We start from the raw sequence: 15,497 nt of genomic DNA, 5'->3' as shown, positions 1-15,497 counted from the left end.
GGAGCCGGATAACTGATGCGTATTTCATACAGATGACTTTGCTTAAAACTGAATATAAAACTGTGGAAGAGCTCGGAAGAATCTATTAAACACCGGGCAGTCCTGAAAAATCTGAATAGGCGGCAGATCCGATGGAAGTTACTATAAAAGTTTATGACATGACCTGTGGTCACTGCCAAAAAAGAGTGGCAGATGCCATTTCATCTCTTGAGGGGGTAGAATCCGTTGACGTAAACCTTGAATCCGAAAGTGCAACGGTTAGCTTTGATTCTGAAAAAGTAAGCCTTGATGACATAAAGGCAGCTATTCAGAAGGCAGGATACCCAACAGAAAGTGAAAACGAGGTTCAGGAAGAGGCCGGGGCAGAAGTTCCCGAAATAACAGAGGCCGAAGGGGAGACTTCAAAAACTGCGGAGCCAACTTTAAAGGAACCAAAGGAACCTGAAGAAGCTCCTAAAACCTGTCCCCTGACTGAAACTTGCGCACTGCCTGAAGAGGAACCTCAAACCTTAGGCCTGAAAACCGGTCGAAAAGAAATAACGCTTGGAGTGTCCGGTATGACCTGTTCGGCCTGCGCCTCAAATATTGAGAGAGTACTGAAGAAAAAAGCAGGCGTGGACTCAGCAGTTGTCAACCTTGAACTTGGAAGGGCAAATGTTAGTTTTGATCCCTCACTTATCTCTCCGAAAGAAATAGGGGAAACCATCGAGTCTATCGGATATAAGGTAGAAAAAGATTCCGTAACTCTGAGTCTTGAAGGTATGAGCTGTGCCTCTTGTGCTGCAAATATCGAGAAAGTCCTTAACAGGACTGAAGGCGTGATTTCAGCGTCTGTAAATTTCCCGCTTGAAAAGGCAGTTGTAGAGTTTGACTCCTCCCGCGTCTCTGTCAGAGAAATAATTGCTGCAGTTCAGGGAATTGGCTATGGAGCATTTGTTAAAACCGAAGCTGTTGAGTATGAAGACAGAGAGCAGATGTCCAGAGACGCTGAAATCAGGAGGCAGAGAAATAACCTGATAATTGCTCTTGTTCTGGGAATTCCAATAGGGCTGGGAAACATGAGTATGATGTTTCCTTTCCTGTCTTTTGTACCTGATTTCCTTTCCAATCATATCGTCCTTTTTATACTATCTACTCTTGTCCTCCTTTTCCCTGGCAGACAATTTTTTGTAGGGACTATTAGGGGGTTCAAATATGGCGTAACTGACATGAACCTGCTGATCGCAGCAGGGACAGGATCAGCCTATCTTATCAGTGTAGCAGCCACATTTCTTGATCTTGGCCCTGGGTATAATAGTCTGTATTATGACACCGTAGCTTTCCTGATCATCTTCATTGTCCTTGGCAGGTATCTCGAGGCAAGGGCAAGGGGTCAAACCTCTGAAGCAATTAGAAAACTGATGGGCCTCAGGGCAAAAACTTCCAGAATCCTTGTAAATGGCATTGAAAAAGAGATTCCTGTCGAAGAAGTAGCAGTTGGCGACATTGTTGTTGTAAGGCCTGGAGAAAAAATTCCTGTTGATGGAATTATAGTTGAGGGAGGCTCTGCAGTAGATGAGTCCATGCTCACTGGAGAAAGCATTCCTGTAGAAAAATTTCCGGGTGATACCGTTATAGGAGCTACTCTTAACAAGACAGGATCTTTTAATTTTCGAGCTACAAAAGTCGGGGCTGATACTGCCCTTGCTCAGATAATCAGGCTTGTTGAGACTGCGCAGACTACAAAAGCTCCCATTCAGAGAGTTGCAGATGTTGTTGCCGGAAACTTCATAGTAACCGTACATATTATTGCGCTTCTGGCATTTTTCTTCTGGTTCTTCATAGGTTACTGGCGCTATGGAGTCGGGGAATCCGTAACTCTAGGTGGAATCAGCCCATTCCTGTTTTCCTTGCTTATAGCCATTACTGTGCTTGTAATCTCGTGCCCATGTGCAGTCGGGCTTGCAACTCCTGCCGCTATTATGGTCGGTACCGGTCGAGGTGCGGAAAACGGGGTCCTTATAAAAGGTGGGGAAGCTCTTGAAAGAGCGCATAAACTTGATACTATCGTTTTTGACAAAACAGGCACGCTTACGGCAGGTACTCCGAAGCTGACAGATTTAGTTGCCGTTTCCGGTCACGAGGAAAAAGACGTACTTTTTATTGCAGCAACGGCTGAGAGAGGCTCCGAGCATCCCCTTGGGGAAGCTATTGTAAACGGGGCCGAAGAACAGGGGATCAGGCCAGGAAAAGCAGAAAATTTCCATTCGATTCCCGGAAAAGGAGTAGAAGCCTATTTTGAAGAAAAAAGAATTTTGCTTGGCACGCGCAAACTTATGGAAGAAGAAGGATTTTCCTTTAAAGAATTAGAAGCTGAAATGCGAGCTTTTGAAGAGAGCGGAAAAACTGCAATGCTCGTAGCTTTCGGGGAAGAAATTATTGGTCTTGTTGCAGTTGCTGATATCCTGAAGGAAAACTCCATAGAAGCTATTGAAACTCTTAACAAAATGGATCTAGAAGTAGTTATGATCACAGGTGATAATGCCGTTACAGCTAATGCAATAGCAAAAGAGGTAGGTATTCCAAGAGTGCTGGCCGAGGTGCTTCCTGAAGACAAAGCAAGTGAAATTAAGAAGCTTCAGGAAGAGGGCAAGCTTGTCGGAATGGTGGGTGACGGCATTAATGATGCCCCTGCGTTAATTCAGTCCGATGTCGGAATTGCAATGGGAGCAGGTACAGATGTAGCAATGGAATCCGCAAAAATTGTGCTTATCAAAAATGACCCAAGAGATGTGGTCTCAGCCATTAAGCTGAGCCGGCTTACCATAAACAAAATTAAACAGAACCTGCTATGGGCTTTTGGATATAATACGATAGGAATTCCAATTGCAGCCGGAATTCTTTATCCCTTTATTCACAGGGTCCTGATTACACCTGAATTTGCTGCCGCTTTCATGGCTCTAAGTTCGGTCTCAGTGACTACCAATTCCCTGTTAATGAAAAGAAGTAAGCTTTAAGCAAATGGGGTAGATAGTTTCAGTTTAAATATTTAACAAAGAAATTTTAATAGAACAATTAAACCAATGGCTAAAACAGAAGAATTAAAACAGGAGAATTAAAACAGGAGAATGATATGGTAAAACTCAGTTCCGCAGATAACAGGCCAAAAGTAGTACTTCTGCTAAGTCTTGCCACTTCGATAGTGCTTGATATTTTATTCCTTTCCGGGGCTCTTTTGACCAATATCTCAAGAGGAGAGATGGCTTACACCCATGTAGACATGACCGCAGGTTCGATTTTTGTTTTTGTAATTTCCCTGATAATCTCACTGTCGCTCTGGCCCAGAGTTGCAGACTGGATTGAAAACAGGGAGAAAAATAAAATCCCAGATTAATTCATTCTGGTAGTGCAGTTTAGGTTCCAGAATAGATGCCTCTCAGTACAGAAGTGGAACAGAGCTTATTCCGGGACGTGTATGCACTTCCAGTAAGAAAAACTGGTACAGACAACGAACTCTTAAGAAATCATACATATCTTGCATTGGAAAAATTTACCTTATTAGCTGGGATTTAATTGACAACTAGCTTGATAAGAATTAATCGATACAGGATAAGCGACTATCAGTAGTTTATTTAAACGCAGTAAATTTGTTGATTGGGGCACCACAAATAGGACACCTGTCGGGTGCTTCTCCTTCAAAGGTATATCCGCATACCTCGCAAACTTGGACAGGACCGAGATCAATGTCTTTTCCTGAGTTAACCGAGTCTAATGCCCTTTCAAAAAGTTGTTTATGCATTTTTTCACTGGCATATGACCATTCAAAGCTTCTTTGTGCTCCTTTTTCGCCCTGGAATTTTGCAACTTCAATGTATGTAGGATACATTTCTTCAATCTCATATGTTTCGCCATCAATGGCCAGCTTAAGATTTTTTACGGAATCGCCAGGGCCAAAAGCCGCCATGCTATTTGCAACAAATCCTCCTTCGAGGTGTCTTAATTCCCGGTAATGATCTCCTGCATGCACATATTCTGCATGGGCAATTGCCCGAAATAAGCGAGCTACATTATAATATTTTTCTTTTTCTGCTTTGTTTCCGAAATGTAAATATCTCATATGTGCCTGGCTTTCTCCTCCAAATGCATTGATAAGATTCTGTTCTGTTATTTTCTTCATTTAAAAACCTCTTTTTTTATGAAACTGAACATTATGTTTTTGGTCTCACGCAGTTGAAAAATCAATTATAAAACATATGTCAAAAATATCTTGGTTTAAATTGTTTGAGGTTTAATTCAATTGATTTCTCGGCTCAACTGCATGAGTCTAAATTTCCTTAATCAATTTTTACATCCACCGCGTTCTCAAATGGCTGCTGATAAGGTACTGAAACTTTAAGTACACCATTTGAGTACTTGGCTACTGCTTTTTCCGGGACTATCGGGCAGCAGACTGCGTAACTGTCCGCATATTCAACCCCTTCCTTGGTGGCTCTTACGTAAAAGCCGTCCTCGGTAATTTTAAAAGAAATGTCTTTTTTATCCACTCCTGGAAGAACTACTTCAATTTCAAGATTTTCGTATTTGTCGTCAGGATATGCACATATAGATGGTGAAACTTTTAAAACTCCTGCCATAGAATTACCCCCAAGTAACATTATCAATTAATATATTTATATATTTTCATTCGGTTAAGTAATTTATTAACGTTAAACACGCAAATGCAGCGGTATTTTATCATGCCTGCTTTCAGAATTTTGACCGGGTTTGAGTACAAATTAATGCAAACAAGAGTGTTTAGGCAATTTTTTTTCTCTGGGTTTTAATCGGATACAAGTGCAAATAAGTTCAGAAATAACTCGATACATAGTTTCCTTGATGATAACCCTGTTATTCTGAAAATATTAATTTAAAGAAAACCCAAGCCCAGGTCATATAAAGTCAGAAGCCTAATAACTATACTCAGAAAACATTTATATAAAACACAGACAACTAATGTAAGAACAGAAAACTTTCATATGATGTAGATCGAAACCCAAAACTGTTACATAGTGCGGATCAAAATAGAAAATTGTCATCGAAAGTAGATCGCACAAGACATCTCAACCAAAGCCAGACATTACCTACTTCTTAGATAGGGAGTATTTAATACATCCCTGGATCTATTAATTAACTATTTTCATGTAGAATTATTTCATGTGAGTTTTTTCCAGATTGATAATTTAAAAGCGAGTGTTTATAAATGAGGGAATCCGTCAGAAAACTCGGGCTTATAGGAGCCGGCCTCTGGGCAATAACCGAAGATAAGGTAAACGACCTTGTAAAGGAACTTGTTGATAAAGGGGACATCAGTAAGGAAGAAGGCAAAAAAGCTGTCCAGGACATGCTTGAAGAAAGAAAAAAACAGAAGCTTGATCTTGAGAAGAAAATCTCTGAGAAGATTCAGGAATCTATATCAAAAACCGACATTTTTACTAAAAAAGATATGCATGAACTTGAGTCCAGAATAGAAACACTGGAAGAAGAAATTCAAAGAGTTAAAAACAAAGAAAAGATGTTTTTCAAGTGAAAACGGTTTTTAGCAGCTTTTCACTTATTTTCTTTCTATTTCACAACTCTTCAATTTCTATCTCTTCTTCAGGGCTTGCTTCTTTAAGCAAGTCTTCAAGCTCTGCCATATTAGAATCAACCTCTTGGATTTCTGCCTGTGTAAGTCCCATTTCCATATCTGTAGCTGGTACCCCATTCCCTGCCCCGACGACGTTTGAGTTTACTTCTGACTTCTCTATTTCAGACTTACTATTCTCAACACAACCGGACCCTGCAAGCCAGATAATTAAAGCTAAAAGTACAAGCAGGTGAACGAATTTAACCATTTTCTACCTCCTCAATTCTGTAATTTTTTTCAATAAATTTTCCAGTCTCATCCCCTGAGCTAGATTTATTCTTTTATTAAAACTCGTAATTATTTTGGGGGAATAACACTTAATCTTAACTAAATCTCTTAAATAATACTTATATTACATTTAGTACTAAAAGCATTTAGAATTAAAAGGTCATACTTAAAACTAAATGTATTACCTTTAGAACTAAAGGTGTTATATTTGGTTATTAATCCTATTACTTTTAATGCTAAAGATGTTGTATTTAATATTAATCATGTTAAATTGGAAATTAACGGCGTTACATCTATAATACCAATGATATTATATTTAAATATTAACTATCTCTACGATATTTTTAGTACTAATTGTAGTTTTTCAGTATCTTATACCTAATTTTTTATAGGTTTCTAGCTATTAATTACCTCTGCTATATTTTCAATACTAATTGTAATTTTTCAGTCGTTTTTTCCTAATTTTTGTTAGGTTTCTAGCCTCAGTTCCATTATCCTCTTTTTTCCCTAATTTTTGTTAGGTTTCTAGCCTCAGTTCCATTATCCACTTCGGTTTCGCAATTTTTGAGCTCGCCGAAAATTTCTCTGAGTAACTTGTTAGCTTTACTGATATCATTGAGGGACTGACGAAGGTAATTATTCGCAGTTCGCATATCTTCCCGGGTTACATTCTCACCGCTGTATAGGGAATCTGCCATTACTTTTTTCTCCTGCGCGGATTTAATGTAAGAAATGTAACTGGCAAGTTTGACCTCAATTTCAGATGTATCAACGTCGGTCTCTTTCAGGTTCTCAACTTTTACATCAAGTCTTTCAGAGAGATTTTCGGATTTTTCAAGAAATTCTCCAATTTTCTCACTTACAGTCTGTCCTGCGCTTGAAAGGCTGATTTTCTCAGCATCATTCCATACTTCGCGTACGGACCTGACCACGACCAAAAGCTCTTTCTGGCTTGATGCGTTTGCAGCGTTTGCCTTTTCAACTTCAAGCAGTTTTATCTTTTCATCTATAGCACTAACTTTTTCGTCAGTTCTGTTCCCGCTTGAGTATTCCATATTACTCTCTACAATTGAAAGGTGAGATATCATATAGTTAATACTTGCATTAAGGTAGAACTTTGTGGCATTTAGGGCCTCTTCGGAGTTAGGGTCAAGTTCTTTTGCCCGAATACGGTCCTTTATTTTGAGAAAATCTTCTTTTGCTTCATTGTACTCTTGCTTATGAAGCTGAAGTTCTTCCTCTAATTGTTTTCTTTCCTGCTTGTAATCTGAAACATTATTTTGGTTCTTTGTGCTGAGATTCTTCCGTTCTTGTTTCACATCGGATTCAGAACTGTTTTTCTCACCCACATTATCAGTTTCATTGTATGAAACGAAGGCACCTTCAATATACTGGTTCTGATTGCCGTTTCCATGATCAGAAGAGATTCTGGCAGCGAGGGAGCCTCCTGGCAGCAAACTGAGCAAGGTTAATATAATCGTAAAACAAGCCAGATCTTGAACAATTCTTGACTTTTTCATCTGACTGCCTCCCTTTATAAGTTACTACAACTTTATAAGGATCAGGTAAATATAATTATTCTTTTCGGAATTTATCTTATTAACAGGTATATATGAGCTTTCAAGCTTGATACATTTCTTGACTCCTTTACAAAGCTTTAATAGGCGTGCGTTATTTTTACGATCTCTTTACAAAGAAAAGTAAAAGATTTATGCTAAAAACCCATTTAACATTTCGTGAATTTTAGAAAGCTATGCAGTTTCTCACTTATTTTCTTTCTCATTATGGTCTTTCAGGGAAATGCAATCGCGGCCACAATTCACGGGACAGTTTATGAGTGGGATACTTTCAAGCCTCTTAATAACTCAGTTGTAGAGATCAATTCTACCCCGGAACAGAATGTTATTGCAACGGATTCGGAGTACTCTTTCAACCTCACCCCCGGAATCTATACAATAAATGCCAGCTATCTTGAAGGAAACAAGATAGTTTATACAGCTCAGGAAAAGGTTGAGGTCTCAGGCGAAGGAGAGTATATACATGATCTCCTCCTTTTCCCACCTTCTCATGAAGAGCTTCTGGACCAGGATAACTTTGAAGCCCCTTATCTGGATTATGAAGAGACAGAGCCCGTATCTCAGGCAAACTCTAACTATGCCGTTTTAGCTCCTGCTTTCCTGGTTCTTATAGTCCTGCTGTTAGCCCTGCTGCTGGCAGCCTATCTTTTAGGAAAGAAGCATCAAAAATCGGCAAAGACTTCTTTTCCTGAAGAATGCCAAGAACCATATCTGTCGAAGTCTGAAAGCCCCATAAAGAATGAAATATTTTCTGAAGAGGCCGAAATCGATTCCTCCACAAACATTCTTGAAACTTCGGAACTGAGCGCTGAGCAGTTTGCCGAAAAATCCGAAACATCCAATACTGACAAATATATACAGCAGAACAGGCTTACAGAAGAGGCTCAGAATATCTCGAGTTATCCTGTCCATGAGAATGAACCTAATAAATCGAATTTAGAAATTAAGGAACATTCAAAGCTCAATCTTCCTGAGGATCTCAAGGAACTTCTTGAAATGATACGAGCTAGTGGAAACCGAATCACCCAGAGAGAACTGCGAAAAAAATCCCCTTATTCGGAGTCCAAAGTCAGTCTTATGCTCTCGGACCTTGAGGAGCGCGGTCTAATTGAAAAATTCAAAAGAGGAAGAGGAAATATAATCCGTATCCCGGATGTACATATATCCAAACAGACCAAACATGAAAGCAAGAAGGAGTAAGCAGATACCGTACCCTAAAGTTTTACTGTAAGGTAATAAACAGTAAACTATATAACTGAATTCATTGACTAAGCAGCAGAAACAGTTAACAATAGAGTACGCGGTATATTTGAGCACTCTTTTCGATCTCTTATGCCCAAAATTGCTTACCGATATGAATGTCCTAATCACAAACCTGAGTAATAAGACCCCGCTCCGCGGGAACGGATTTGAAACTCAGGTTATGAAATTCAGGTTCAAGAGGCTAGATAGCTTGATTAAAGCCGGATATCCCGATATACCACCTCAACCCGACAGTAAGCTGTTTAATAATGCGTGAATGAACATTGTATACTGGTAAAATTAGTATTTAAATCGCACAAGAGATTATTAAAAAATGTACGAGGGACAACATGCGAGTTTCCATGGACATTGAATTAAAAGATGTACCCGGGCAGATGCTTTTAGCCCTCCAGCCACTTTCGGAATGTAAGGCTAACCTGATAACAGTAGTACATCATCATCAGAAGAGAACCCCCAGAAAAACAGTACCTGTAAAGCTTGTACTTGAAACCAGGCCTGAAAGCATTGAGACAATAAAGGCTAAACTTGAAGAAAACGGAATTCGAGTTGTAAGAGTCGGTGAACACCGTTTCAGGGAAAGCATAAATGTAGTACTCATAGGGCACGTGGTCCATACCGGGATCCAGGATACTATTGATGAGATTGACAGAACAGGGTTTGCTGAGGTTGTAGACCTTTCCCTTTCTATGCCAGGTATCAATATGCTTTCTTCAGCCCTCATGAAAATCGATGCTGTCGGTAAAGAGGACTTGCACAAGGCACTCGCTATTCTCAAAGAAGTCTCGGCAAAAAAAGACCTGCTTATGGTTCTTCCAATTGATATCCAGGCCTGAAAAATAGATTTAGGAGATTTGAAAACATGAAAACAGTGTGCTGCTCCATTCTCGGGTTCGGTGCAATCGGACAGGGCGTGGCTGAAGTATTCCTTATGAAAAAAGAGTATCTGGAAAGTATCGGGCTGGAAGTAAAAGTAGTTGCCGTTGTGGACTCAAAGGGTGCAACTGTTAATCCTGAAGGGGTGGATCTTGCCGACTGCCTTGTCAGGAAGAGGAGAGACAGAACGGTAGCTCTTGAGAATATCTCTGGAGTCGAGGTTATCCAATCTGTAGCTCATGATCTTGTAATCGAGACTACCCCGACAAATATACTAACTGGCGGGGCAGGTATGCAGAATATGTTTGCGGCCTTCAAAACCGGAAAAGATGTTATTACCTCCAATAAAGGCCCTCTTACCCTTAAGTACAGAGAACTCATGGAAGCCGCAAAGGCAGCAGGCTCTCATTTCAGGTTCGAAGCGACTGTCGGTGGGTCAATGCCTATTATCAACCTGGTAAACGAGGTGCTTGCAGGCAATAAGGTTAAAAGTATCAAAGGAATTCTAAATGGGACCTGTAATTATATCCTGACAAGAATGCTGGAGGAAAGAGCAAGTTACAACGACATTCTTGCCGAATCCATGCAGCTCGGTATTGCTGAAACCGATCCTACATATGACGTGGAAGGAATTGATACAGCCTGCAAACTCGTTATTCTTGCCAACGCAATTTTCGGAATTGATGCTACTTATAACAACGTTGAGGTAACGGGAATCACGAAAGTTACGCCTGAAGCTCTTGAGATGGCTTATGAAAAAGGGCATGTTATCAAACTTATAGGTGAAGTTAGCAGGGAAAGAATTCATGTAGCCCCCAGGCTCGTACCTATCAACCATCCCCTTGCAGTCGGAGGGACGCTGAATGTGGCGTCAGTAGAAACCGAACTTGCAGGAGAAATTACGGTTACGGGTAAGGGTGCAGGCCCGATTGAAACTGCGAGTGCGATTCTTAGCGATCTGATCGCAATTTATGGAGATTAATAGGTTAAGAATTCAGATTAAGAATTCAGGTTAAGAATTCAGGTTTTGCCCTGAATTCGGAAAAATAAAATTAAAAAGCTGCGTTGATCATGACAAGTTTCAGGGAATTTGCAGAAACCTGCCAGGCGATTGAAAAAATCTCGAGTACAATTGATACTACAAGTCGGGTTGCTGACCTTCTTAAAAAGGTTGATGTTGAAGAGCTGCCCATTGCAACTCATTTTATTATGAGTGAGGTTTTTCCTGCCTGGAGTGGAGAACAATTGGGAATTGGCACTAGCCTGCTGTATGTTTCCCTTTCCAAAGCCTCCGGAATGCCAGTAAAAAGTATAGAATCTCTTATTCGGACTACCGGAGATATAGGGGACACAGCCCTTCTGATCCTCAAGGAGAAAAGGAAAAATCAGGTTACTTTTTCCTCTTTTTTCGAAGAACAGCCCGAACTCTCAATAACCGAAGTTTATAACCGTTTTAAAATTGCCTCCGAAGCCTCAGGAAAAGGTTCACAGGACATTAAGATAAAGAATCTTCAGTTCCTCTTTACTTCCTCAACTCCAAGGGAAGCAAAATATATCTCCAGGCTTGCGCTTGAGGAACTCCGCATAGGCGTCGGAGAAGGCGTTGTAAGAGATGCAATTGCAAAAGCTTTTTCCGTGCCTGTGGATGTGGTTGAGCACGCCTTTATGGTTACGAATGACCTGGGGATAGTCGCTGCAACTGCCAAGGACGGCGGGGTGGAAGCCCTAGAGAGTCTCGGGATTGAGATCAACCGCCCGATCAAGATGATGCTCTCACAGATCAGCCCTGACATAGTTGCTGACATAAAGGAAATGAAGGAGGCTGCAATCGAATGGAAATTCGATGGGGCAAGAGTCCAGGTCCATAAGGCTGGAGATTCGGTTATGCTTTTTTCACGAAAGCTTGAAAATGTCACAAATTCCCTCCCTGACCTTGTAGAGATAATCCGCAAACATGTAAAGGCCGAATCTGCAATTCTTGATGGAGAAGCCGTCGCAGTGGACGAAAATGGAAGGCCCAGGGCATTTCAAGAGATCCTTAAACGTTTCCGGCGCAAGTACGATGTGGAAGAAAAAGCCCTTGGCATCCCTATTCAGCTAAACCTTTTTGACATAATGTACTTAAACGGAAAAACGCTGATAGACCTGCCTCTGATTGAACGGCGAAAAGCGCTTGAGTCCTGCGTGGAAAGCTCGGTTGAGGATTCAAAGTCCATCTCCGTGGACAAACAGGTGATAACCGGAGACCTCGATCTTATAGAGAAGATCTATAAGGAGGCTTTAGACGCCGGGCACGAAGGAGTTATGGTCAAAAACCCGAATTCGTTTTATTCCCCTGGCAAACGCGGCAAAAACTGGCTTAAGAAAAAGCCTCTTATGGAAACCCTTGACCTTGTAGTTGTTGGAGCCGAATGGGGATTTGGCAGGCGTGCAAACCTCCTGGGTTCTTATACGGTTGCCTGTTATGACCCAAAAACCCTGCGTTTTCTCCAAGTCGGTAAAGTGGGTACGGGCCTAACCGACGATCAGTTAAAGGAACTCACAGAGATACTTTCCGGGCTCATGGAAGGTGGAGAGGCAGGCGGTATATTTGCAATCCGGCCGAAAATAGTCCTTGAAATCGCCTTTGAGGAAATCCAGAAAAGCCCCAATTATGATTCAGGCTTTGCGCTTCGTTTTCCACGCTTTATCCGCATCCGGGACGATAAAGACCCCGAAGAAGCCGATACGATACAGAGAATTGGAAAGGTATATAGCCAGCAGTTGAAAAGGTTGTAATAGTGGTGGCTGCCGTTTCTTTTTGCGGCAATCACACGAAATTTTAAAGATTCTTTTTAGTACAGTTTAAAGTCTTTGTCTTTTTTGGCCGGAAACAAATATCTTTTCTTTAGCATGAAATTAAGGACCAAAACTGGCCCCCAATGCTCCTTTTGATTTTCTGCTCCTTATCATATTTAAGTCTTGTATGGCAATTCACTGATTAGTTTAGCGATGGTTTGAAAAACCAAAATTAGAGCAACTTTACTACCCAGGGTAATGACGAGATCAATAGTCAAAAAAGGGTAAAGTAGAGTACTTTCATTTCTTTGTGTCTATTATTCGAAGAATATCATATGCGTTTAGGTAAAAAACATTTTTTAGAAATTAATAATTTTTAAAAAAATAAAATTTATTAAAAAGAATGCAGTTTATATTATTATCCTATATTCGGCAGGTCGACATTTCATTTTCGATACTTTTTGTTGATGGCGATTTTGAAATGATGATCCCTTATTGTTTGTAGTTGTGAGGTTTACATATGCTCCAAACATAATATCTCATACTAAACTTTAATGGAAAAATGATTCAGTGTTTATATGTGTCGTGGGAGTTGAGCCACATGTTAACCAGCTTTAAATCTAATGTATATTTATCAAATATTCAAAAACGATATCAGGAAAAATATTTAAATTCCTTATGTCGACCTGCCGAATATAGGATTATGCCTTTGTAAACTTTTATATAAAGTTATTGGCACTTTCTTAATTGTGAATAACAATCTTTGAAGATTTTCACAAAGAGCCAAAATTTAAATGAGGCGAAACAGTTGGATAAACACAAAATTAGTTACAAAGTAGTAATTTTTGTATTCGTTTGTGCTTTTGCAATACAAACTGCAAGTGCCTACTCCTATTCTGTGACTACAATTAATAATTATAGATCATCCCTTCATTCTGAAAACTATGTATATTTCAGTTAATAATTCAGCAAGTTGAATTTAAACTGCTGAGAAACTGCGAAGAATATCAGGTTTTTGAAAATTCTGTAGTGTTTAGTAGAAATACAAGATTGCAGAGATGGTTTAATTGGTCAGTAACGTAAGAAAAAAATTACTTATTATAGGATTTCTACTAGTAACTATTTTATTCAGCTATATTTCTCTTTGCTTATTAATGTGTATGGGACCTGCAGCATCATTTTTTGTAATAAAAAACCATGACATGGAGAGTCATGAGGTGACAGTTGAAGTATTTGATAAAAATAACAACTCAGTAATAAATGAAACACATACTCTGGAGCGTAAAAGTGATTTGGTGAAACGTCGTCCTTTTGGTGTACGGCTCCGTGGGGGAAATGTAGAATATACATTCAAGGTAACTATGGATAAACAAATTACAAATACAACTAAAGTAGAAATTCCAGATCGTAAAACTACAGTAGTTATATATCTGTACGCTGAATTAGGTAAAACTGTTCTCTATAAATCTGAATCCGGTGAAACTATCCCTATTCTCATAGAGACTAGACAATCGATGTGAGAAAATTCAATCTCTACTGTTCACTTAAAAATAGTTCTTTCACGGCTTTTCCTTTTCTTCAACCCTTTCAAAGTTTTGACTCTAATAGTCCACCCCAAGACTCTTTTACACATTGCTTCTAAGGCAGTCTCTTAACTGACATTTTATGGAAGAAATAGAAAGGTAGATTCTTACAAACCTACTAAAACGCTTAACTTTATCCCTTTTACTTTTTTGTGTTCATTGTAACCGATAATAATGACGAGGAACTTCTTATACATACAACTTGTCACAAAACAGATTACACAGTTATTACTCCTATACGCATTGGAGAGTCAGAATTATTTGTTTTATCTATATCTATCACTACAGAACTCCAGGCATGTGGCAGTGTTCTGCAGGTGTCCGTAGTTTCGCCATCTAAAATAACTTTAAACTCATATTCCCCCTCTGCAAAATATGTATATTTTCCTTTAGACCATGGCATTGACCATCTCAGCAATAGCCATAATGATTTCGGCTGTGCGATGTGCTCGTCAGGAGATAGTTCATAAGTTTCTTTGAATATAGATTCATTATACGAATCAAATACTTCAACTGTTACCTCATGATTCTGGAGATCATTATTATATATATAAAATAAAGGATCAGGAGAGCCAACTAACAAATATGGGAAAACGACGAAATAATTCAGCAAAATCAGTATTAGAATTCCTAAAAAGATGAATATTTTTTGGCGATTTTTAATATTTATACCCCCACAAAAATCAAATAATTTCTACAGTAAAAAATTAAAAGGAAGTCTTTATTCCTCATGTTTAGTTCTGTTTATAATCTGTACTACACCTCGCAGAAAGAGGTCATCCTTAGTCCAGCGCTTTAGTTTTCATTCTAGAAGTCAAATCATTACTTATCTTTTTAATATACAACACCGTCAAAGTTTACGATAAAGACTTTTTCATTTGCTTCAAGCTCATTTCTTATCCTGGTTGCGTCACTCTCTGGAATCCAATTTTTTGGTTCATTTCCAAAAGAAACATAACATATAGTTGTCATTTTCACCTGAAGATTATTTCTTTTCATCACATTAAGAAAATTATCGTTTTCAAAACCTTGTTCGGATACAATTATGTAATAATCTCCTTTTTTGATATCAGGAGGAAATCCAGGTTCAGGAATTTTTTCTCCTTTCTTAAATTCATCTACTACAGCCGTTTTTTTGTCTTTATCTACTTTTGCATAGTTCCTTCCTGAGCTAAGGTTAGTATTGTAATCTATACTATAGTTTACAGGTATATTGGAATCTTCAAGAATAGTTTTAACTTCCTGCTCAGTAGTCCCATTTTCAAATTCAATAAATAAACCAGCTATCTGTTGTTCTTTAACAGGTGTTTCATTATCAATTGACATATTCGACTTGACGTGTGCAGGTGTAAACAGTACTGAGGGTACTACGATGATCAGAAAAACAATAATAACGACAATAAACAATATTTTATAAATTGATTTTTTCATCATGAAAAATTTCCCACCTATACCTCCGGGCATATATAGTTTAAATGGATCTTGTAGAGTAAATTTGAACTCCATTAATTACTATTAAAACAAATTATATAAACTGTAAAGGTTTTAACC

14 protein-coding genes are annotated in these 15,497 nt (G+C 39.0%); 8 read left to right on the top strand and 6 right to left on the bottom strand.

What is annotated here, in order from left to right:
* The first annotated feature begins 131 nt into the window (after nucleotides 1–131).
* Nucleotides 132–2,996: a heavy metal translocating P-type ATPase gene (locus MSBRW_RS15265; RefSeq protein ID WP_011306875.1), complete on the top strand. Its 2,865-nt coding sequence runs from the start codon at nucleotides 132–134 to the stop codon at nucleotides 2,994–2,996.
* Between the two features lie 116 nt (nucleotides 2,997–3,112).
* Entirely contained in the window at nucleotides 3,113–3,373 is a 261-nt protein-coding gene (locus MSBRW_RS15260; RefSeq protein ID WP_011306876.1) for a hypothetical protein, read from the top strand.
* Between the two features lie 234 nt (nucleotides 3,374–3,607).
* Here MSBRW_RS15260 and MSBRW_RS15255 read toward each other — a convergent pair whose 3' ends face one another.
* Both MSBRW_RS15255 and MSBRW_RS15250 read right to left on the bottom strand, forming a co-directional pair.
* Complete coding sequence (locus MSBRW_RS15255; RefSeq protein WP_011306877.1) at nucleotides 3,608–4,156, bottom strand: rubrerythrin family protein; 549 nt, start codon at nucleotides 4,154–4,156, stop codon at nucleotides 3,608–3,610.
* A 157-nt stretch (nucleotides 4,157–4,313) separates the two neighbouring features.
* A complete protein-coding gene (locus tag MSBRW_RS15250; RefSeq protein WP_011306878.1) occupies nucleotides 4,314–4,613 on the bottom strand; it encodes an Hsp20/alpha crystallin family protein in 300 nt (99 codons plus the stop codon).
* Between the two features lie 605 nt (nucleotides 4,614–5,218).
* Between MSBRW_RS15250 and MSBRW_RS15245 the strand changes: the two genes are divergently transcribed.
* A complete protein-coding gene (locus MSBRW_RS15245) occupies nucleotides 5,219–5,545 on the top strand; it encodes a phasin family protein (RefSeq protein ID WP_011306879.1) in 327 nt (108 codons plus the stop codon).
* Between the two features lie 40 nt (nucleotides 5,546–5,585).
* Here MSBRW_RS15245 and MSBRW_RS15240 read toward each other — a convergent pair whose 3' ends face one another.
* Both MSBRW_RS15240 and MSBRW_RS15235 read right to left on the bottom strand, forming a co-directional pair.
* The gene (locus MSBRW_RS15240; protein ID WP_011306880.1) at nucleotides 5,586–5,852 is read right to left on the bottom strand and encodes a hypothetical protein; all 267 of its coding nucleotides are present in this window, start codon (nucleotides 5,850–5,852) and stop codon (nucleotides 5,586–5,588) included.
* Nucleotides 5,853–6,363: 511 nt separating this feature from the next.
* Nucleotides 6,364–7,392, bottom strand: coding sequence for a hypothetical protein (locus MSBRW_RS15235; protein ID WP_011306881.1), 1,029 nt, complete (start codon nucleotides 7,390–7,392; stop codon nucleotides 6,364–6,366).
* 264 nt (nucleotides 7,393–7,656) lie between these two features.
* On the opposite strand from MSBRW_RS15235, the gene MSBRW_RS15230 reads away from it, so the two are divergent.
* The 5 genes from MSBRW_RS15230 to MSBRW_RS15205 all read left to right on the top strand — a co-directional run bounded on the left by MSBRW_RS15230 (nucleotide 7,657) and on the right by MSBRW_RS15205 (nucleotide 13,883).
* On the top strand, nucleotides 7,657–8,649 hold the full coding sequence (locus MSBRW_RS15230; protein WP_011306882.1) for a helix-turn-helix transcriptional regulator: 993 nt from the start codon (nucleotides 7,657–7,659) through the stop codon (nucleotides 8,647–8,649).
* A gap of 392 nt (nucleotides 8,650–9,041) precedes the next feature.
* Nucleotides 9,042–9,545, top strand: coding sequence for an amino acid-binding protein (locus tag MSBRW_RS15220; RefSeq protein ID WP_011306883.1), 504 nt, complete (start codon nucleotides 9,042–9,044; stop codon nucleotides 9,543–9,545).
* A gap of 26 nt (nucleotides 9,546–9,571) precedes the next feature.
* Entirely contained in the window at nucleotides 9,572–10,567 is a 996-nt protein-coding gene (locus tag MSBRW_RS15215; protein WP_011306884.1) for a homoserine dehydrogenase, read from the top strand.
* Between the two features lie 89 nt (nucleotides 10,568–10,656).
* Nucleotides 10,657–12,363: an ATP-dependent DNA ligase gene (locus MSBRW_RS15210; RefSeq protein ID WP_011306885.1), complete on the top strand. Its 1,707-nt coding sequence runs from the start codon at nucleotides 10,657–10,659 to the stop codon at nucleotides 12,361–12,363.
* A gap of 1,217 nt (nucleotides 12,364–13,580) precedes the next feature.
* A complete protein-coding gene (locus tag MSBRW_RS15205) occupies nucleotides 13,581–13,883 on the top strand; it encodes a hypothetical protein (RefSeq protein WP_230669792.1) in 303 nt (100 codons plus the stop codon).
* A 280-nt stretch (nucleotides 13,884–14,163) separates the two neighbouring features.
* Here the strand turns inward: MSBRW_RS15205 and MSBRW_RS23075 are convergent, their stop codons facing one another.
* Together MSBRW_RS23075 and MSBRW_RS15195 are read right to left on the bottom strand one after the other, a co-directional pair.
* Complete coding sequence (locus MSBRW_RS23075; protein ID WP_048102757.1) at nucleotides 14,164–14,349, bottom strand: hypothetical protein; 186 nt, start codon at nucleotides 14,347–14,349, stop codon at nucleotides 14,164–14,166.
* 431 nt (nucleotides 14,350–14,780) lie between these two features.
* Entirely contained in the window at nucleotides 14,781–15,380 is a 600-nt protein-coding gene (locus MSBRW_RS15195) for a UPF0228 family protein (RefSeq protein ID WP_157209485.1), read from the bottom strand.
* Between the last annotated feature and the right edge of the window lie 117 nt (nucleotides 15,381–15,497).

This window comes from Methanosarcina barkeri str. Wiesmoor (assembly GCF_000969985.1).
Lineage (GTDB): Archaea > Halobacteriota > Methanosarcinia > Methanosarcinales > Methanosarcinaceae > Methanosarcina > Methanosarcina barkeri_B.
Note: the sequence above shows the minus strand (reverse complement) of the source record. Positions and strands in the feature narration are given on the sequence as shown.

Coding starts and splice junctions, on each gene's coding strand:
- MSBRW_RS15265 (WP_011306875.1), top strand. CDS start 132: ATGGAAGTTACTATAAAAGTTTATGACATGACCTGTGGTCACTGCCAA.
- MSBRW_RS15260 (WP_011306876.1), top strand. CDS start 3,113: ATGGTAAAACTCAGTTCCGCAGATAACAGGCCAAAAGTAGTACTTCTG.
- MSBRW_RS15255 (WP_011306877.1), bottom strand. CDS start 4,156: ATGAAGAAAATAACAGAACAGAATCTTATCAATGCATTTGGAGGAGAA.
- MSBRW_RS15250 (WP_011306878.1), bottom strand. CDS start 4,613: ATGGCAGGAGTTTTAAAAGTTTCACCATCTATATGTGCATATCCTGAC.
- MSBRW_RS15245 (WP_011306879.1), top strand. CDS start 5,219: ATGAGGGAATCCGTCAGAAAACTCGGGCTTATAGGAGCCGGCCTCTGG.
- MSBRW_RS15240 (WP_011306880.1), bottom strand. CDS start 5,852: ATGGTTAAATTCGTTCACCTGCTTGTACTTTTAGCTTTAATTATCTGG.
- MSBRW_RS15235 (WP_011306881.1), bottom strand. CDS start 7,392: ATGAAAAAGTCAAGAATTGTTCAAGATCTGGCTTGTTTTACGATTATA.
- MSBRW_RS15230 (WP_011306882.1), top strand. CDS start 7,657: ATGGTCTTTCAGGGAAATGCAATCGCGGCCACAATTCACGGGACAGTT.
- MSBRW_RS15220 (WP_011306883.1), top strand. CDS start 9,042: ATGCGAGTTTCCATGGACATTGAATTAAAAGATGTACCCGGGCAGATG.
- MSBRW_RS15215 (WP_011306884.1), top strand. CDS start 9,572: ATGAAAACAGTGTGCTGCTCCATTCTCGGGTTCGGTGCAATCGGACAG.
- MSBRW_RS15210 (WP_011306885.1), top strand. CDS start 10,657: ATGACAAGTTTCAGGGAATTTGCAGAAACCTGCCAGGCGATTGAAAAA.
- MSBRW_RS23075 (WP_048102757.1), bottom strand. CDS start 14,349: ATGCCATGGTCTAAAGGAAAATATACATATTTTGCAGAGGGGGAATAT.
- MSBRW_RS15195 (WP_157209485.1), bottom strand. CDS start 15,380: ATGATGAAAAAATCAATTTATAAAATATTGTTTATTGTCGTTATTATT.